Origin of the sequence: Agrobacterium larrymoorei (assembly GCF_013322225.1) — a bacterium.
In the GTDB taxonomy this organism is placed as follows: Bacteria; Pseudomonadota; Alphaproteobacteria; order Rhizobiales; family Rhizobiaceae; genus Agrobacterium; species Agrobacterium larrymoorei_A.
The window spans coordinates 153,072-170,835 of sequence record NZ_JAAMFB010000017.1 but is presented as its reverse complement, the minus strand read 5'-3'; the positions used below and the strand labels follow the sequence as shown (position 1 = coordinate 170,835).

Below are 17,764 nucleotides of genomic sequence, written 5' to 3'. Positions count from 1 at the left end.
GGTAAGACTGCCTGGAATTTTGAAATGGAACTTTTGACATGAGCGACGCTGCACGGCTGATTTCTTCGGAAAAGCGCGGCGAGGATATCGATACGACGCTGCGCCCGCAGACGCTGGATGACTTCACGGGCCAGGCGGAGGCGCGTGCCAACCTGAAAATCTTCATCGAGGCGGCCAAGAACCGTGGCGAGGCGCTGGACCACGTTCTGTTCGTCGGACCTCCCGGTCTCGGCAAGACTACCCTTGCACAGATCATGGCGAAGGAACTCGGCGTCAACTTCAAGTCTACCTCCGGCCCGGTTATTGCCAAAGCGGGTGATCTGGCTGCGCTTTTGACCAATCTGGAAGAACGTGACGTTCTGTTCATCGATGAAATCCATCGTCTCAGTCCAGCCGTGGAGGAAATTCTCTATCCGGCGATGGAGGATTTTCAACTCGATCTCATCATTGGCGAGGGGCCTGCTGCGCGGTCGGTAAAGATCGATCTTTCGAAATTCACGCTGGTCGCTGCAACCACACGTCTTGGTCTTTTGACGACGCCACTGCGTGACCGTTTCGGTATTCCGGTGCGCCTGTCGTTCTATACGGTGGATGAACTGGAACTCATCGTACGGCGCGGCGCGCGGTTGATGGGGCTGCCGATGACGGATGAGGGTGCGCGAGAGGTTGCACGGCGCGCGCGTGGGACACCGCGAATTGCGGGGCGTCTACTGCGGCGGGTACGCGACTTTGCCGAAGTGGCGCGAGCCGAGGCGGTTACGCGAGAGATTGCCGATGAAGCGCTGACGCGGTTGCTGGTGGACAATATGGGTCTCGACCAGCTGGACATGCGCTACCTGACGATGATCGCGGTGAACTTCGGCGGCGGGCCGGTGGGGATCGAGACCATTGCAGCGGGTCTTTCCGAGCCGCGCGATGCCATCGAGGATATCATTGAGCCTTACATGATCCAGCAGGGCTTTATCCAGAGAACGCCACGCGGGCGTGTTTTGACGGCGACGGCCTGGAAACATTTGGGAATGCAGCCACCCAAGGATCTGGAAGCGGCGCAGTTTCGCCTGACGCTGGAGGACGATTGATCTTGTTGACCCGTCGCGCACTTTTAAAAACAGCTGCGACGATGGCGGCGGGTCTGGTTTCTCTTGGTGCTTATGCCGGTGGCATCGAGCCCTTGGCGCGACTTTCGACCACCAGATATCGCATCACACCGCCGGGATGGCCAGTGGGCAAAAGCCTGCGGATAGTGGCGCTTGCAGATTTCCATGCCTGCGAGCCGTGGATGCCGGCGGAGCGCATCGCGCGGATTTGCGACTATGCCAACACGCTCGGCGGCGACATCGTGCTTCTGCTGGGCGATTACATGTCGGGCATGAAGCTTGTAACAGGCGTTGTGCCGCCGGAAGAATGGGCGCGGGCGCTTGCCGGTCTCAAATCCACCTATGGCGTCCATGCGGTGTGCGGCAATCATGACTGGTGGCAGGACCCGGAAGCGCAAAGGCTGCGCCTGAAGGAGACCGTGGCGCACCGGGCGCTGCGGGCAGTCGGCATTCATGCGCATTCCAACGATGCTGTTCGCACCGGTTCGAAGGAATTTCCCTTCTGGATCGCGGGGCTGGAAGATCAGTGGGCCTATCTCCAGGAATATAGGCGAACCGGGTTGGATGACCTGCCGGGAACGATGGCGCAGATCACGGACGACGCACCGGTGATCCTGCTGGCGCATGAGCCGGATATTTTTACATCCGTTCCAGACCGGGTTGCGCTCACCCTTTCGGGTCATACCCATGGCGGGCAGGTCAATCTCTTCGGCTGGCGTCCGGCCGTGCCTTCGCGCTACGGTGAGCGTTTCGCCTACGGTCATGTCGTCGAAGACAAACGCAACCTCATTGTTTCCGGTGGGCTTGGCTGCTCGCTGGCGCCGATCCGTTTCATGTCGCCGCCGGAAATCGTGGTGGTGGATTTGGTCGGCTGACGGAACCATTGTCTCGCATCGACGATTTCCGGTCTTTGATGGGAGATCGGTATGACCAAATTTCGCAAAGGCACCAAAGTCAGCTGGAAATGGGGTAATGGCAAAGGCGAGGGCAAGGTGGCGGAAAGCTTTACCGCCGACGTGGAGCGAAAGATCGAGGGCTCCGTCATCAAGCGGAAGGCGAGTGAAGATGAGCCCGCCTATCTCATCGAGCAGGAAGACGGCGGCAAGGTTTTGAAGAGCCATTCCGAACTGCAGAAGGCGGATTAAAACCTATTAGAACGTGCTTCTTTGCTTGCGCATGTTTTCAGCGCGAAAACGCTGGCACTTTTGCGAGACCTGCTTCAGGCGAAAGCAGCTCTACATTCGTTTGACCGGGGAGGGACAACAACATGAAACATGATGAGGGTCGGGCGTTCCGAAAACTGGCGAGGAATAGTCGACTGGCGAATTATCGCCTGCATGAGACCTGTATGCTTCTTTCTCCAGAGGAGTTTGTTGCACCGCGCACGAGCTTCTTCCCCACCATTCGAGAGACATTGAATCACATTTATCTGGTCGATGTGTTTTACTTCGATGCACTCAAAGGCGGATCGCTCGGTCCCATCGTTTTTCAGGAAAGCGAGCCGTATGGCAAGATGAGGGATCTTCGAAATGCTCAGGCGCGGCTGGACGATGAATTGATCTCATTCGTGGATCGCCTCGACGCGGCCGACTTAGAGGCGACCGTCCATGTGTATAGGGGAGCGCGAGTGCAACAGGATCGTTGCGACGATATTCTGTCGCATCTGTTCCAGCATCAGACGCATCATCGCGGGCAGGTGCATGCCATGCTGTCCGGCACATCGCTCAAGCCGCCGCAACTGGACGAATTTATTGTGGGTGACGATGCCGATGTTCGCAAAACTGAAATAGAGGCGTTAGGGTGGTCGGAAACCGATTTGATGTTTCCGGGCCGTTTCTGAATGACTGAAGACCTTCGCATCCGCATGAAATTCAAGCCGAAGCGCATCTTCCAGATGCGTGTGGCGGGCATGGCGTTCCGCAATGGCCATGTGCTGGTACATCGTGCGACGCATGAAAAATTCTGGACCTTTCCCGGTGGCCGCGCGGAAATGGGTGAGCAGTCGCAGGAGACGCTTGCACGGGAAATGGTCGAGGAGCTGGGTGCCGAGGTGACTGTCGGGCGCCTGTTGTGGGTGGTCGAAAACTTTTTCCACTACGAAGGCAAGGATTGGCACGAACTCGGCTTCTATTATGTGATGGAGCTGCCGGAGAGTTTTCCCTTCCACGAAGACGAGATCGTCCACCGCGTGCAGGATGGAAAGAACGCGCTTGAGTTTCAATGGGTGAAAGCCACAACCGAAGCATTGACTGCACTGGACATCCCGCCCTATTTCATCGCGAGTGAAATCGAGAACATTCCCGCGTCGACCAGGCACATTGTTTGGAACGATGGCAATCTGGACGACAAATGACCAACCCTGTTCCACGCCGTATGATCCGGCTTGACCACAAGCCGCAGCTTTTCAGCGTTCGCGTTGCTGGGCTTATTTTTTGTCAGGAGCACCTTTTGGTGAGCCGCAGCCTTGCTGACCGATACTGGGCGCTGCCGGGCGGCCGTGCCGAGATCGGTGAAAGCTCTGAGCAAACCATACTGCGAGAGATAGAAGAAGAGCTGCATGTGACTGCCCGGATCGAGCGTCTTTTATGGTCAGCGGAAAGCTTCTTCGCCTATGGGGAATACCAGGCCCACGAACTGGCGTTCTATTATCTGCTGAATCTCGAGCAGCCATTTCCCTTTCACGAAACCGACATTGTCCATCGCATCGTGGATGGTGTCGATGTCGAATTTCGCTGGCTGCCCGCAACGACTGCTGCTTTGAAAAACAATGATTTGCGACCTGTGTTCATCGCCGAGGGTATTGAGACACTGCCGGATCGTCATCAGCACATGATCGTGCGCGAAGGGCAGCCTCAACATCTTCAGGACAAACGATGACCGATATTTCCCTGTCGCTTTCCGGCGAACTCATTGAGCGCGGGCATAGGCTCGTACAGCGCGTTTATTACGAAGACACTGACTTCTCCGGCCTCGTCTACCATGCACGCTATCTGCATTTCCTTGAACGCGGACGCACGGATTACCTGCGTTGCCTCGGCTGCGAACAGAGTGCATTACAGGTCGCCGACGAAGAGGGGCTGGTTTTTGTTGTGCACCGCATGGAAATCGACTTCAAAAGTCCGGCGAAGATGGACGATATTCTGACCATCACAACGCTTACAGAAAAGGCGGGCGGCGCGAAAATGTCTCTTAGTCAGGAAATCAGGCGTGGGGAAAGCGTTTTGATTGCCGCAAAAGTGATAATCGCCGTGATCAACACAAAAGGTAGACCCAGACGCCTTCCTGAAACGATCGCGGAGAAGTTTTTAAAGTAAGAGATCGCACAAAGACAGAAATGCCATTTTTGTTTGGCAGTTTCGTAACACTCTCTTAACCATAATGTAGTCTTACTTAACTACCCGGTATTTGTGCGCCGCACGCCTTCCTTTTACCAAATTTACGGGCAAGTAAGGCGTATTGGCATTATCGGGGCAAAGGCTAAGGGTCGGCGGGTAGCACCGCAACGCTCAAAGCATTGATGCGCGTTTGAATCGCCCGGTCATGCGCCGGGCGTTTGGATTCGGGGATTGGATATTTATGGAACAGGCAGGTTTGGCAGCGGCGCATGATGTAAGTCTTTGGGGACTGTTCATGCAGGCAGGGCTTATCGTCAAGCTCGTTATGATCGGTCTTCTTGCCGCATCGGTTTGGACGTGGGCCATCGTCATCGACAAATATACGAGCTTCGCGAAGGCAAAGCGCCAGTTCGACCAGTTCGAACAGGTGTTCTGGTCAGGCCAGTCGCTTGAAGAGCTTTACCGCACCTTGGCCGAGCGGCAGAATGGCGGTCTCTCCGCGATCTTCGTCGCTGCGATGCGCGAATGGAAGAAGTCGTTCGAGCGCGGCGCCCGTTCCCCCATCGGTCTGCAGATGCGCATCGACCGTGCGATGGATGTGACCATGGCGCGTGAGAGCGAACAGTTCGAAGCGCGTCTCGGTTCGCTGGCGACCATCGGCTCGGCCGGTCCGTTCATCGGCCTGTTCGGAACGGTTATCGGTATCATGACCTCGTTCCAGGCGATTGCCGGTTCGCAGTCCACGAACCTTGCGGTCGTTGCTCCGGGTATCGCGGAAGCGCTTCTGGCGACGGCTATCGGCCTTGTCGCCGCTATTCCAGCGGTTATGGCCTACAACAAGTTCATGGGTGACGCACACAAGCTGTCTTCCCGCATGGAAGGTTTCGCCGACGAATTTTCTGCAATCCTTTCTCGCCAGATCGACGAGAAGCTGCAGACGCGCCAGGCCGCGCAGTAAAGCTTAAACCGCGCAGTTGGAGTAAAGCATCATGGGAATGTCAGCAGGCGGTGGCGGTGGTGGTTCGGGCGGTCGTCGTGGCCGTGGACGCGGTCGTCGCAGCGGTGGAGCCATCAGCGAAATCAACGTGACGCCGCTGGTCGACGTCATGCTCGTACTTCTTATCATCTTCATGGTGGCGGCACCGATGATGACGGTTGGCGTGCCGGTGGATCTTCCGAAGACGTCTGCATCCGCGCTGAATTCGGACACGCAGCCGATTACGATTTCGGTTAATTCCAGTGGGCAGATACATCTTCAGGAGACGCCGATCGAAGCTGCCGAGGTTGCGGAAAAATTGCAGGCCATTTCGACGACCGGTTACAACGAGCGCATCTTCGTTCGCGCCGACTCGGTCGCCGCATATGGCATCGTGGCGGATGTGATGGCGCGTATTCAGGCCGCAGGCTTCAAGAATATCGGCCTCGTGACACAGATGAAACAGGACAATTGACGTAAGCGATGAAGGGTAGCCTTACCACATCTGCGATTGTACACGCTTCGGTTCTGGCGGTTGCCCTGGTGTCTCTGGGCTCGCCAGCGCCCCTTGACGTGTCTCAAGCCGAGGCGTTGCCCGTCGAGCTGGTGCCCGTCGAAGAAATGTCGCAAATCCAGCAGGGCGACAAGAATGCGCCTAAGGCTGAGAAGTCCGCACCCGTTCCAACGACGCGGCCCGATGTGGTACCCGATGCGCAGAATGTCGGCAACAACACAGCCGATCTCGACGCGCCGCCCACGCCGACGACCAAGCCGAACAACAATGTTAGCGCGGCTGCTCCACCCAAGCAGGAAACGCCTGCGCCCGTGGTCGATACCAAGCCGAACGACGTCAAGGATATCGTGAAGGAAGAGACCGCGCCGCCTCCGCAGGAGATGGCGTCTCTTCCAACGCCGAAGCCTGAAATCACGACGCCGCCTAAGCCTGCCGAACCACCGGCGGAGCAGCAGGCGCAGGAGCCGCCTCCGCAAAATCAGGAGCCGGCTGAAATTCCCGTGCCTCCTAATGTGCCGCGTCCGAATGCTAGACCGCAGCCGCCAGAGCCGAAGCCGGAACCGCCTAAGCCCGAGCCGCCCAAGCAGGCCGAGCAGAAACCGGCGGAAAAGCCCGCCGAGAAAAAGCCGGATCAGAACAAGGCAACCGAGAAGCCTTCCGACAAGAAGCCAGGCGAGCGCAAGCAGGAAACGGCGAAGGCTGCCGCGTCACACTCCAGCGAATTCAACGCCGATGAGATTTCGGCTCTGTTGAACAAGCAGGCCCCGTCCGGCGGCGGCGCGAAGCGCTCGACACAGACGGCGGCGCTGGGCGGCAAGAAGACGGTTGGTACCGGTCTCAGCGCCAGCGAAATGGACGCTCTCAGAGGGCAGATTTCGAAGAACTTTTCGGTCGTTGCAGGTCTGACAGATGTGGCACAGGTGGTCGTCGAAGTTCGTGTGTCGCTCGACCAGTCAGGTGGAGTGGTGGGCAGACCTGAAGTTTCGTCGAAAGGCGGACCGGATGGTACCCGCCGTGCGCTGGAAGGCAGTGCGGTACGCGCGGTCATGAGGTCCGCACCATTCACCGCTCTCCCACCGGATAAATACGATGGTGAAAAAGGATGGAATACTTTGGTGCTCACATTCACGGCTGAAGACTTCGGTGTCTGACCAGCCGCCTTGGAAGCATCACCTTCCGATTTCAATTGATGTGCAATTTAGAAAAAAGCTGAAAGGCTTGTCTCGATGATCAAGTTTTCTTTCCTTCGCGCGATGATGGTGGCCTCTGGCCTCATCCTGTCGTTCGTTGCGATCACTCCGGCCAACGCGGAAGTTCGGCTCAACATCAACAAGGGTAACGTCCAGCCACTGCCGATCGCCGTCACGGACTTTATGTCGGGTGATGGTATTGGCGCGCAAATCTCGCAGGTCGTTGCCGCAGATTTACAGCGCTCCGGCCTGTTCGCGCCGATCAACAAGGGCGCTTTCATCGAAAAGATCAGCAACCCGGATCAGCAGCCGCGTTTCGAAGACTGGAAGGTCATCAATGCGCAGGCGCTGGTAACCGGCCGTGTGACCAAGGAAGCCGATGGCCGCCTGCGCGCGGAGTTCCGTCTGTGGGATACGTTTGCCAATGAGCAGATGATGGGCCAGCAGTTCTTCACCCAGCCGGAAAACTGGCGTCGCGTGGCCCATATCATTGCCGACGCGATCTATGAGCGCGTGACGGGCGAAAAGGGTTACTTCGATACCCGCGTCGTATTCGTGTCCGAAAGCGGTCCGAAGACGGCCCGCAAGCGTCAGCTGTCGATCATGGATCAGGACGGTTTCAACATCCGCAACCTGACCAATGCCAACGATCTGGTTCTGACGCCGCGCTTCTCGCCGAACCGCCAGGAAGTGACCTACATGTCCTTCGAAGGCCAGCAGCCGCGCGTTTACCTGCTGCAGCTTGAAACCGGACAGCGTGAAGTCGTTGGCAACTTCCCCGGCATGACCTTCTCGCCGCGCTTCTCGCCGGATGGTCAGAAGGTGATCATGAGCCTTCAGCAGGAAGGCAATGCCAATATCTATACGATGGACCTGCGTTCGCGCACGACGACCCGCCTGACGAATACGGGCGCCATCGACACCGCGCCGTCCTATGCGCCGGATGGCCAGCGCATCGCCTTTGAAAGCGACCGTGGCGGACGCCAGCAGATCTACGTCATGAATGCCGACGGCTCCGGCCAGACGCGTATTTCCTTCGGTGATGGTTCCTATTCCACGCCGGTCTGGTCTCCGCGCGGCGATCTGATTGCCTTCACCAAGCAGTCCGGCGGCAAGTTCTCCATCGGCGTGATGAAACCGGATGGTTCGGGTGAGCGCATTTTGACATCGGGCTTCCACAATGAAGGCCCGACATGGGCGCCGAATGGCCGCGTGCTGATGTTCTTCCGTCAGGCCGCAGGCGCAGGTGGTCCGCAGCTCTATTCCATCGACCTGACCGGTTACAATGAGCAGCTGGTGAAGACACCAACCTTTGCATCCGACCCGGCATGGTCGCCGCTTCTCGACTAAAACCGACTGCCTGTGGCGGCGTCTGGTAACAGACGCCGCCACAGTTTTATGAAATATGACCGGGGACTGCCTCTTTCTTGCCGCAAACTACTGTGAGGGAGCAAAAAAAGTGGGACATTTCCTTTCTGTTAACCATAAGTGTTTGGGGGCAGTTAACCTAGATCGGTTAGTGTCTGGCAACGTTACTGAAATTCTAAGGAGAGATCGGCGATGAGCCGCACACACACCTCGGCGCTCAGCCCAATGCAGAAAATCGCCCGTAACCCGGCTGTTATCGCCCTTACGCTTGCTCTTGCTCTGGCCGGTTGCGCCAACAAGAAGAACATGCCGAACAGCGCAGGCGAGCTCGGTCTCGGCGGCGGTGCCGGTTCCGCGACGCCTGGCTCGACCCAGGACTTCACCGTCAATGTCGGCGATCGCATCTTCTTCGATACCGATTCGACCTCCATCCGCGCAGACGCGCAGCAGACCCTGCAGCGTCAGGCTCAGTGGCTGGCTCGTTACCCGAACTACGCCATCACCGTCGAAGGCCATGCCGACGAACGCGGCACGCGTGAATACAACCTTGCGCTGGGTGCACGCCGTGCAGCCGCCACCAAGGAATTCCTCGCTTCGCAGGGTGTTCCTGCCAACCGCATGAAGACGATTTCCTACGGTAAGGAACGTCCGGTCGCGGTTTGCGACGACATTTCCTGCTGGTCGCAGAACCGTCGCGCCGTTACCGTTCTTGGTGGCGCCGGCATGTAATTGCGCTCTCGCGCAAACGTGATGAGATTTACAAAGGCGGTCTTCGGGCCGCCTTTCGTTTTTTTCATAGTTTGGCCGAAGTTAAGTTGCTTTTTCGACGGAGATGGAAAAAATCCGGTTTTGCGCCGCTGGGGCGCAAATCAACGAGACAGGACGCAACATGAAGAAACTTGTCGTGGCGGGAATGCTGGGGCTTGCAGCCTGCACCGGCTTGAGCGGCACAGCCGTCTCCGGGCCGTTGTTCGGTTCAGGTGGGGCCTTCGGCACGGTGAATTCGAACGCACCGGTTATCAATGTGCAGGCAAACGAAACCTACAAGGTTCAACAGCTGGAAGAAACGATCCGGCAGCTGAATGGTCGCATCGAGGAAATGAGTTTCCAGTTGCTGCAAATGCAGGAAACCATTCGCAAGGCGCAGGAAGACAATGAATTCCGCTTCCAGGAACTGGAAAGCGGCAAGGCTGCCGCACCTGCTGCTCCAAAGAAGAAGGCCGAAGCAGACGTTCCTGCTGCTGGCGGCAGCGACGATATAGCAACGATCATTGAAACGCCGTCCCAGGACGGCGCTTCAATGCCCGACCAGCAGACGGCGACCGCGCCTCGTTCCAATGCCGCACCCGGCGAGACGACGCTCGGCTCCATCGAAATGGATTCGCGCGGTATGCCGATTGGCGGCACGCTGAACCAAAATGCCAATAATTCCGCAGGCGCGCTTCCGGGCGTGGAGCAGGGTGGGCGTTCTTCCAGCACCGATCCGGTGAATACCGCAGCGCTGACCAGCGAGAACGATATCTATCAGGCCGCCTACAGCCATGTCCTTTCCGGCGATTACAGACAAGCAGAGCAAGGATTTGAAAAGTACATTCAGGGTTACCCCAAGGGCTCCAAGGCTGCCGATGCAAATTTCTGGCTTGGTGAAGCGCAATATAGCCAAGGTAAATTTACCGATTCTGCCAAAACCTTTCTGAATGCGCATCAGGCCTATGGCAAGTCTCCGAAAGCGCCTGAAATGCTGTTGAAGCTCGGCATGTCGCTTGCAGCCCTCGATAACAAGGAAACAGCCTGCGCGACCCTTCGCGAAGTGCCGAAGCGTTATCCCAGCGCGTCGAAGACTGTTTTGGGCAAGGTGACAAGCGAACAGAAGCGTCTGAGCTGCTAAAGGCGCTCGCAGCCGATGCGGGCAGCCCCAAACCGAGAGATGTCGCTTGCGCCCCTTGGGGCAGCGCGACAATTCATCGAAAAAATTCAAGACCCATCATGCATTCTCGTTGCGATTTCAGGCGGCAGTGACTCCACTGGCCTGTTACTGGCGCTGCACATGGCCCTGAAGCACTCCGGACGCTGCGACATCCGTCTTGAGGCTGTAACGATCGATCACGCGCTTCGCATCGAATCCGCCGAAGAAGCGCGCGGGGTCGCCGCACTTTGCGAGACACTCGGTATCGCTCATCATATCCGACGCTGGGACGATGAAAAGCCGAAGTCGGGCATATCCGCCGCTGCCAGACTGGCGCGTTATCAACTGATTGGTGCCGTCGCTGCGGAGATCGGCGCGGATATGGTTGTCGTTGGCCATACGCTTGGCGATCAGCTTGAAACCGTTTCCATGCGCAAAAGCCGCAGTACGCGGCAGGATAATCTTGGGCTCGCCGGAATGGCAGATGCCACGCTTTACGATGCCAGGCTTTGGGTTTTCAGGCCATTTCTCACTGTAACACGGCAGGATATTCGCGATCTTCTTCAGGGATGTGGTTACAGTTGGTTCGATGATCCCAGCAATGAGGATGTGAAATATGAGCGGGTGCGGGTGCGCCAGACAGCAGATGCGCCCAAGGTCGTCGCAGCGCCTGATCGCGCTCTATTATCGTTTCGTGCGGCTCAACTGGTTGAGGAGCATGCGAAATCCTTTGTAGGTCTGGTCTTTTTGCTCGGTTCAGATGCTCTCGCCGCTGACGCATCGGTTCTGCGCCATGCGCTCTCGGCTCTCGCTGCCGTCATCGGCGGGCGGCAATTCGGACTGGCTGCGGAGACGATGGACAGGCTCGTGGCGCTTGTCGCATCGGGTGAGGCAGCACGATTGACCGCCGGACGTGTCGTGTTCGACCTGCGAAAGAGCGGTGTTTATTTGATGCGGGAGAACCGCAATATCGAAAGCGTCAGCGTCAAAGCGGGTGAAACTGCGACATGGGACGGCCGCTTCGAAGTCACCAATCATTCTGAGGAGAGCCTGGATGTGGTTTCAGGTGCGTCATATGCGGTAGGCACGTCCCGCATTCCAACAACGCTTCCCGCAGGTGTCATCAAGCGGGCGCGCGAAGCGCAGCCTCTTGTTCGACGCGGTGAAAAGTTGGTGGATGCGTTCTCAGCAGAGGGTGTTTCGATCCGTCCGGTCCTCGCTCCTTATGACCTGTTTCTTACCCGGTTCGATCTCGACCTGGCGAATGCTCTGGCGAATTTGCTGGAGCGCAAGCCCTATCCACAGCCTCCGGTTTAAACGCGTCGTTAGGTTTAGGCCGCTTTTTCTGAGAGTTTTTACCTCAAATCGCATCTCGTGCAGCCGCCCGCCTTGGCAAGGCCATCTGTCCTCCTTATGTTAGGGCCAACATTATGGCGGGCGCGCATTTGCCCGTTGGAGTTCGGGGAGTTCGATGAACCCAAATTTTAGAAATTTCGCTCTGTGGGCAGTCATTGCCCTGCTGCTGATCGCATTGTTCAGCATGTTCCAGACGTCGCCTTCGCAATCGAGTTCGCGCGAGATTCCGTACTCGCAGTTCCTCCGCGATGTGGACGCAGGGCGAGTTCGCGATGTGACCGTAACCGGCAACCGGGTTCTTGGAACCTACACCGAGAACGGCACGGCCTTCCAAACCTATTCGCCCGTCATCGATGACAGCCTGATGGAACGTCTTCAGACGAAGAACGTGACCATCGTTGCGCGTCCTGAAAGCGACGGCTCTTCCGGCTTCCTCAGCTATCTCGGTACGCTGCTGCCGATGTTCCTCATCCTCGGCGTCTGGCTGTTCTTCATGCGGCAGATGCAGGGCGGGTCTCGTGGCGCGATGGGCTTTGGCAAATCCAAGGCGAAGCTTCTGACCGAAGCACATGGCCGCGTCACCTTTGATGACGTAGCCGGTGTGGACGAAGCCAAGCAGGATCTGGAAGAAATCGTTGAATTCCTGCGCGATCCGCAGAAGTTCCAGCGCCTCGGCGGTAAAATTCCGCGCGGCGTGCTGTTGGTCGGCCCTCCCGGCACGGGTAAGACGCTGCTGGCGCGCTCGGTTGCCGGTGAAGCCAACGTGCCGTTCTTCACCATTTCCGGTTCGGACTTCGTGGAAATGTTCGTCGGCGTGGGTGCCAGCCGTGTGCGCGACATGTTCGAGCAGGCCAAGAAAAACGCACCTTGCATCATCTTCATCGACGAAATCGATGCCGTCGGTCGCCATCGTGGTGCCGGTCTTGGCGGCGGTAACGACGAGCGCGAACAGACGCTGAACCAGCTTCTGGTGGAAATGGACGGCTTCGAAGCGAATGAGGGCATCATCCTCATCGCCGCCACCAATCGCCCGGACGTTCTCGACCCAGCACTGCTGCGTCCAGGCCGTTTCGACCGTCAGGTCGTGGTGCCGAACCCGGATATCGTTGGCCGTGAGCGTATTTTGAAAGTTCATGCGCGCAACGTGCCGCTGGCACCGAATGTCGATCTCAAGACGCTCGCACGCGGCACGCCCGGCTTCTCGGGTGCGGATCTGATGAACCTCGTCAACGAAGCTGCGCTGATGGCGGCACGACGCAACAAGCGCGTCGTTACCATGCAGGAATTCGAAGACGCTAAGGACAAGATCATGATGGGTGCGGAGCGACGCTCCTCTGCCATGACCGAGGCCGAAAAGAAGCTGACGGCCTATCATGAGGCAGGCCACGCGATTACCGCGCTGCATGTACCGGTAGCCGATCCACTGCACAAGGCGACCATTATTCCGCGCGGTCGTGCGCTTGGCATGGTCATGCAGTTGCCGGAAGGCGACCGCTATTCCATGAGCTACAAGTGGATGGTATCCCGCCTCGTCATCATGATGGGTGGCCGCGTTGCGGAAGAACTGACCTTCGGCAAGGAAAACATCACCTCCGGCGCGTCCTCGGATATCGAGCAGGCCACCAAGCTTGCCCGCGCCATGGTCACGCAGTGGGGCTTTTCCGACGCACTCGGTCAGGTCGCTTACGGTGAAAACCAGCAGGAGGTTTTCCTCGGTCACTCCGTCTCGCAATCGAAAAACGTTTCCGAAGCAACCGCACAGACCATCGACACAGAAGTCCGCCGTCTGATCGATGAAGCCTATACAGAAGCAAAACGCATTCTGACCGATCATCACGATGGTTTCGTGGCGATTGCGGAAGGTCTTCTCGAGTATGAAACGCTGACTGGCGATGAAATCAAGGCGCTGATCCGCGGCGACAAACCAGCCCGCGATCTCGGCGACGATTCGCCGACCAGCCGTGGTTCCGCCGTTCCCAAGACCGGCACCAAGAAAGACGGCCCGAACGAAGCTAAGGGCGACGGCGAGGCCGAAGGCGGAATGGAACCGCAGCCCCACTAAAGGACCATGGTCGTAACAAATATTCAGGCCGTCCGCATCGCGGGCGGCCTTTTACTATCGTGATCATCGCATTCACTCCCTCATTCGTATGCTTGTCACAGGATTCAGCCAGCCCAAGTTCTTGGGTTGAAAAGAGTCTCAGCCACGAGGGCGCGCGATACCGGATTCCTGTGACAAGCACGGGAATGGGGAAGATATAGGTGCGGCTGAAGTAAACTACTGTGTAACTTGAAACACGCTAAAGCCGCACCATGCCCGTCGATAGGCCAAATTGGTAACAACATATATTTCGCTTTTGTGGTAATTTACGTGCTGTTTCCCGGCTTTTATGGCATCTAGCGAAAAATACACGAATGCACTGCCGTATTCACCAGGCCGCGCACGGGACAAATCTGGAGTTCACATGACACGTCGCTATTTCGGAACCGATGGTATTCGCGGGCAATCCAACGTCTTCCCAATGACGCCGGATCTCGCCATGCGTGTTGGTATCGCTGTAGGGACGATTTTCCGTCGCGGTCATCATCGCCATCGTGTGGTGATCGGCAAGGATACGCGCCTTTCCGGCTACATGCTGGAAAATGCGCTGGTTGCCGGTTTTACGGCTGCCGGTCTCGATGTGTTTCTGCTCGGCCCGATCCCGACGCCGGCCGTGGCGATGCTGACGCGTTCGCTGCGTGCCGATATCGGCGTGATGATTTCGGCGTCCCATAACCCGTTCCAGGATAACGGCATCAAGCTTTTCGGACCCGATGGATACAAGCTTTCCGACGAGTTGGAGCTTGAGATCGAGGATTTGCTGGACAAGGATATCTACGCGCAGCTGGCTAAGCCGCATGAAATCGGTCGCGCCAAGCGCGTCGATGGCGATATCTATCGCTACATCGAGTTCGTAAAACGCACCCTGCCGCGCGATGTGACGCTGAGTGGTTTGCGGATCGCCATCGATTGCGCAAACGGCGCGGCCTACAAAGTGGCACCCGCAGCATTGTGGGAGCTTGGCGCGGAAGTGGTTACCATTGGCAACGAGCCGAACGGCACCAACATCAATTTCGAATGCGGCTCAACGCACCCCGATGCGCTGCAGAAAAAGGTGCATGAAGTGCGGGCCGATATCGGCATTGCGCTGGACGGCGATGCGGATCGCGTCATCATCGTGGACGAGCGTGGCCAGATCGTCGATGGCGATCAGCTGATGGCAACGATTGCTCACAGCTGGGCAGATGACAAGATCCTGCGCGGCGGTGGCATCGTTGCAACCGTCATGTCCAACCTCGGGCTGGAGCGTTTCCTCGGTGACAATGGCATGACGCTGGCCCGAACAAAGGTCGGCGACCGCTATGTTGTAGAGCATATGCGCAACCATGATTTCAATGTAGGTGGCGAGCAGTCCGGCCATATCGTGCTGTCCGATTACGGTACCACCGGCGATGGTCTGGTCGCAGCACTTCAGGTTCTGGCGCGGGTGAAGCGTTCTGGTCGCACGGTCAGCGAGGTCTGCCGCAAGTTCGAACCGGTTCCACAGCTTTTGAAGAATGTGCGCATTTCGGGCGGTAAGCCATTGGAAAATCCGGTGGTCCAGCAGGCGATTGCCGACGCGGAAGCGGCGCTGGAGAAAAAGGGTCGGCTGGTCATTCGCCCGTCCGGCACCGAACCGCTGATCCGCGTCATGGCGGAAGGCGATGACAGCGCGCAGGTGGAGCGCATCGTCAACGATCTGGTCGGCGTAATTTCAAACGCCCGGACCGCTGCGTGATTTTCGGAGCGCCTTGCTGACTATCCAGACACAAGGCGTTGCAGCCCCTTTGGCCAGCAATCGCGCTCTCCGGCACTGATGCGCCGTGTACTGCGTTTCGGGTGCTTAGCATTCTTGATTATGCGATCTGATCCAGGATGTTGAAGCCGCCGTTTTTTGATGCCAGAAAACCTGCGATGGCGGCTTGCTCCATTGGGCGGGAGCAGATGTAGCCCTGAATGAGAACAGCACCCAGGGTCTGGAGGGTGGCGATCTCCTCTTGAGTTTCCACGCCTTCTACAATCGCATCCAGTCCCATTTCCCTGCTGAGGGTCAGCACCGAACGGACGATCTTGCAGCTGATCGGGTCATCGTGGATCTGACTTACGAAGCTCCGGTCGATCTTGATCTTTGTCAGCGGCAGTGAGTGCAGGGACGTCAGGCTGGAATATCCCGTGCCGAAATCATCGAGAGAAATGCCGCAGCCGACGCTTCTCAGTATCTCGGCAGAGCGACGGGCTTGACGGATATCGTGAATGAAGGCTGTCTCGGTAATCTCCAGGTCAAGGCGCGATGTATCGAAGCGACTGTTTTCGATGATGGCGATAAGGGCGATTGTTGCTTCCGGGCTGTTCAGATCCTGTGCCGAAAGATTGAATGACAATCGAATATCGTCCGGCCAGTGACGAGCGGCCTCCAGCGCTTTTTTCAGGAGTGGTCTCGTCAGGCTGCTGATGATCCCGGCGCGCTCCGCAATGGGAATGAACTGGCCGGGGGAAAGTGGCCCGAGCATTCGGCTGTGCCAACGCGCCAGGGCTTCGAACCCGATGATCCTGTCCTGGCTGATATCCAGCACCGGCTGGAAGACGACGGATAGTTCTTCTGTCAGGTCGGCCTGCTTCAGGGCCTGCTCGATGCGGGCATCACGATGAATTTCGGCCACATGGCGGGCGGTGAAGAAGGTGGCGTTGCCGCGCTTTTCCCGCTTGCCCTGGTAAAGCGCGTAATCCGCGTGATCGAACAGTTCTTCCGGTGTCGATGCCATCTGCGGATAAACCGCAATGCCGACGGAGCCGGAAATAATGATGGTTGCATCCGGCAAGACGAATGGCGCTTGCAACTGGGCGCACATGCGGTCCACATCCGCCGCCACATGCGTTTCATCCTCGACATCGGATATGATGAATGCGAATTCGTCGCCCCCCAGACGCGCCAGAAAGATTTCGTTGGCAGAAGACAATGTCTTCAGTCTTTCGCCGACCTGCACCAGAAGACGGTCTCCCGTCGAATGGCCATGCAGATCGTTGACAGGCTTGAAGCCGTCAAGGTCGATCACGCCGATAGCCAATCCCGTGGCGTTACCAACAGCCAGATTGAAGCTTTCGTTCAGATGACGAAAGAACGCACGCCGGTTTGGCAGGCCGGTAAGACTGTCGATATTCGCCAGGCGCAGATTTTCTGCTCCCAATGCTTCCGCTTCCTTTTGGGCCTGAACCATCCGCTGAAAGTTGTCGTAATTGACCATCAAGACGGCAAGCATGCCGAAGCAGACCAGCATGATATTGATGGCGATAGCGATAAAGGTGGGTTCTCCGGTCGTCGCGAAGAAGAATATGAATGCGCCGTTGACGATGGCCGTCACGGTGAAGGCGGCAGAGCGCAGATGCATCAGACAGAAGATACACGAGATGACGGTTATCGCCATATAGAAGGCGATATGGCTCTTCTCATACGGATCGCCGTAGGGAAACAGCAAGAACGACCATATTGTGAAGGCGATGGCTATAAAGGCTGCCAGCCGGTTTGTTCTCGTCAGCGTTGCGTAGGCCGATTCTCCGGAAGGACAGATATGACGCGAACGCCACCAGAAAGCGATGCGACCGGCGCACACCACGGTCAGCAAGGTCGGTATGACAATCGTCAGCCAGCCAGGGGCGACGTTCATATGGGTGGCGGCCAATGCCCATGTGCTGGACATGAGAATGAAGTACATCATCGGCATTTGCCGACTGAATGAACGGTATTGGGCTCGTAGAAGCTCGGGATTGTCGCGGGGTACCCGCATGAATTCAATAATCAATCTTACAGTATTGTGCACGAACAAGTATCCCAAACAGGTCTCATTACCCATTGGCCGCCGCCGACCGCTTCTTCGAAAAATGCTTTCGTCAAAGGACCATCTGCAAGCAGCCGTCACTCACATCCTGCAAAATCAGGCCGATATA

General features: G+C 57.4%; 17 protein-coding genes. 16 read left to right on the top strand and 1 reads right to left on the bottom strand.

Annotated elements, in window-relative coordinates; all coding sequences use genetic code 11:
- Nucleotides 1-38: 38 nt before the first annotated feature.
- The 16 genes from ruvB to glmM all read left to right on the top strand — a co-directional run bounded on the left by ruvB (nt 39) and on the right by glmM (nt 15,560).
- The gene (gene ruvB / locus G6L28_RS11320; protein WP_174063875.1) at nt 39-1,079 is read left to right on the top strand and encodes a Holliday junction branch migration DNA helicase RuvB; all 1,041 of its coding nucleotides are present in this window, start codon (nt 39-41) and stop codon (nt 1,077-1,079) included.
- A 2-nt stretch (nt 1,080-1,081) separates the two neighbouring features.
- Nucleotides 1,082-1,972: a metallophosphoesterase gene (locus G6L28_RS11315; RefSeq protein ID WP_425292671.1), complete on the top strand. Its 891-nt coding sequence runs from the start codon at nt 1,082-1,084 to the stop codon at nt 1,970-1,972.
- Nucleotides 1,973-2,023: 51 nt separating this feature from the next.
- Nucleotides 2,024-2,242: a DUF2945 domain-containing protein gene (locus tag G6L28_RS11310; RefSeq protein ID WP_174063874.1), complete on the top strand. Its 219-nt coding sequence runs from the start codon at nt 2,024-2,026 to the stop codon at nt 2,240-2,242.
- Nucleotides 2,243-2,364: 122 nt separating this feature from the next.
- On the top strand, nt 2,365-2,937 hold the full coding sequence (locus tag G6L28_RS11305; RefSeq protein WP_174063873.1) for a DinB family protein: 573 nt from the start codon (nt 2,365-2,367) through the stop codon (nt 2,935-2,937).
- Nucleotides 2,938-3,450, top strand: coding sequence for an NUDIX hydrolase (locus G6L28_RS11300; protein ID WP_174063872.1), 513 nt, complete (start codon nt 2,938-2,940; stop codon nt 3,448-3,450).
- Nucleotides 3,447-3,974 carry an NUDIX hydrolase gene (locus tag G6L28_RS11295; RefSeq protein ID WP_174063871.1) on the top strand — a complete coding sequence of 176 codons (528 nt, stop codon included), beginning with the start codon at nt 3,447-3,449 and terminating at the stop codon, nt 3,972-3,974. Before G6L28_RS11300 ends, G6L28_RS11295 begins: the two co-directional genes overlap by 4 nt.
- Nucleotides 3,971-4,411, top strand: a complete 441-nt coding sequence (gene ybgC, locus G6L28_RS11290) for a tol-pal system-associated acyl-CoA thioesterase (protein WP_174063870.1) — start codon at nt 3,971-3,973, stop codon at nt 4,409-4,411. The genes G6L28_RS11295 and ybgC overlap by 4 nt, the downstream gene beginning before the upstream one ends.
- 262 nt (nt 4,412-4,673) lie before the next feature.
- A complete protein-coding gene (tolQ, locus tag G6L28_RS11285; protein WP_174063869.1) occupies nt 4,674-5,390 on the top strand; it encodes a protein TolQ in 717 nt (238 codons plus the stop codon).
- 31 nt (nt 5,391-5,421) lie between these two features.
- Nucleotides 5,422-5,883, top strand: a complete 462-nt coding sequence (gene tolR / locus G6L28_RS11280) for a protein TolR (RefSeq protein WP_174063868.1) — start codon at nt 5,422-5,424, stop codon at nt 5,881-5,883.
- An 8-nt stretch (nt 5,884-5,891) separates the two neighbouring features.
- Entirely contained in the window at nt 5,892-7,073 is a 1,182-nt protein-coding gene (locus G6L28_RS11275) for a hypothetical protein (RefSeq protein WP_174063867.1), read from the top strand.
- Between the two features lie 75 nt (nt 7,074-7,148).
- Nucleotides 7,149-8,462 (top strand): Tol-Pal system beta propeller repeat protein TolB, encoded by a 1,314-nt coding sequence (gene tolB / locus G6L28_RS11270; protein ID WP_174063866.1) that lies wholly within the window; start codon nt 7,149-7,151, stop codon nt 8,460-8,462.
- Nucleotides 8,463-8,672: 210 nt separating this feature from the next.
- Nucleotides 8,673-9,209, top strand: a complete 537-nt coding sequence (gene pal / locus G6L28_RS11265; RefSeq protein WP_174063865.1) for a peptidoglycan-associated lipoprotein Pal — start codon at nt 8,673-8,675, stop codon at nt 9,207-9,209.
- 160 nt (nt 9,210-9,369) lie between these two features.
- Nucleotides 9,370-10,368 (top strand): tol-pal system protein YbgF, encoded by a 999-nt coding sequence (gene ybgF, locus G6L28_RS11260; protein WP_174063864.1) that lies wholly within the window; start codon nt 9,370-9,372, stop codon nt 10,366-10,368.
- A gap of 15 nt (nt 10,369-10,383) precedes the next feature.
- Nucleotides 10,384-11,703 carry a tRNA lysidine(34) synthetase TilS gene (gene tilS, locus G6L28_RS11255; RefSeq protein ID WP_174063863.1) on the top strand — a complete coding sequence of 440 codons (1,320 nt, stop codon included), beginning with the start codon at nt 10,384-10,386 and terminating at the stop codon, nt 11,701-11,703.
- A 154-nt stretch (nt 11,704-11,857) separates the two neighbouring features.
- A complete protein-coding gene (gene ftsH / locus G6L28_RS11250; RefSeq protein ID WP_174063862.1) occupies nt 11,858-13,804 on the top strand; it encodes an ATP-dependent zinc metalloprotease FtsH in 1,947 nt (648 codons plus the stop codon).
- Between the two features lie 403 nt (nt 13,805-14,207).
- Nucleotides 14,208-15,560 (top strand): phosphoglucosamine mutase, encoded by a 1,353-nt coding sequence (gene glmM, locus G6L28_RS11245; RefSeq protein ID WP_174063861.1) that lies wholly within the window; start codon nt 14,208-14,210, stop codon nt 15,558-15,560.
- A gap of 118 nt (nt 15,561-15,678) precedes the next feature.
- On the opposite strand, the gene G6L28_RS11240 is transcribed toward glmM, so the two are convergent.
- Nucleotides 15,679-17,604: a putative bifunctional diguanylate cyclase/phosphodiesterase gene (locus G6L28_RS11240; RefSeq protein ID WP_174063860.1), complete on the bottom strand. Its 1,926-nt coding sequence runs from the start codon at nt 17,602-17,604 to the stop codon at nt 15,679-15,681.
- Between the last annotated feature and the right edge of the window lie 160 nt (nt 17,605-17,764).

Bases quoted from the DNA above. Each gene is read 5' to 3' on its own strand.
- ruvB (WP_174063875.1), top strand. From the start codon at position 39: ATGAGCGACGCTGCACGGCTGATTTCTTCGGAAAAGCGCGGCGAGGAT.
- G6L28_RS11310 (WP_174063874.1), top strand. From the start codon at position 2,024: ATGACCAAATTTCGCAAAGGCACCAAAGTCAGCTGGAAATGGGGTAAT.
- G6L28_RS11305 (WP_174063873.1), top strand. From the start codon at position 2,365: ATGAAACATGATGAGGGTCGGGCGTTCCGAAAACTGGCGAGGAATAGT.
- G6L28_RS11300 (WP_174063872.1), top strand. From the start codon at position 2,938: ATGACTGAAGACCTTCGCATCCGCATGAAATTCAAGCCGAAGCGCATC.
- G6L28_RS11295 (WP_174063871.1), top strand. From the start codon at position 3,447: ATGACCAACCCTGTTCCACGCCGTATGATCCGGCTTGACCACAAGCCG.
- ybgC (WP_174063870.1), top strand. From the start codon at position 3,971: ATGACCGATATTTCCCTGTCGCTTTCCGGCGAACTCATTGAGCGCGGG.
- tolQ (WP_174063869.1), top strand. From the start codon at position 4,674: ATGGAACAGGCAGGTTTGGCAGCGGCGCATGATGTAAGTCTTTGGGGA.
- tolR (WP_174063868.1), top strand. From the start codon at position 5,422: ATGGGAATGTCAGCAGGCGGTGGCGGTGGTGGTTCGGGCGGTCGTCGT.
- G6L28_RS11275 (WP_174063867.1), top strand. From the start codon at position 5,892: ATGAAGGGTAGCCTTACCACATCTGCGATTGTACACGCTTCGGTTCTG.
- tolB (WP_174063866.1), top strand. From the start codon at position 7,149: ATGATCAAGTTTTCTTTCCTTCGCGCGATGATGGTGGCCTCTGGCCTC.
- pal (WP_174063865.1), top strand. From the start codon at position 8,673: ATGAGCCGCACACACACCTCGGCGCTCAGCCCAATGCAGAAAATCGCC.
- ybgF (WP_174063864.1), top strand. From the start codon at position 9,370: ATGAAGAAACTTGTCGTGGCGGGAATGCTGGGGCTTGCAGCCTGCACC.
- tilS (WP_174063863.1), top strand. From the start codon at position 10,384: ATGCGGGCAGCCCCAAACCGAGAGATGTCGCTTGCGCCCCTTGGGGCA.
- ftsH (WP_174063862.1), top strand. From the start codon at position 11,858: ATGAACCCAAATTTTAGAAATTTCGCTCTGTGGGCAGTCATTGCCCTG.
- glmM (WP_174063861.1), top strand. From the start codon at position 14,208: ATGACACGTCGCTATTTCGGAACCGATGGTATTCGCGGGCAATCCAAC.
- G6L28_RS11240 (WP_174063860.1), bottom strand. From the start codon at position 17,604: ATGCGGGTACCCCGCGACAATCCCGAGCTTCTACGAGCCCAATACCGT.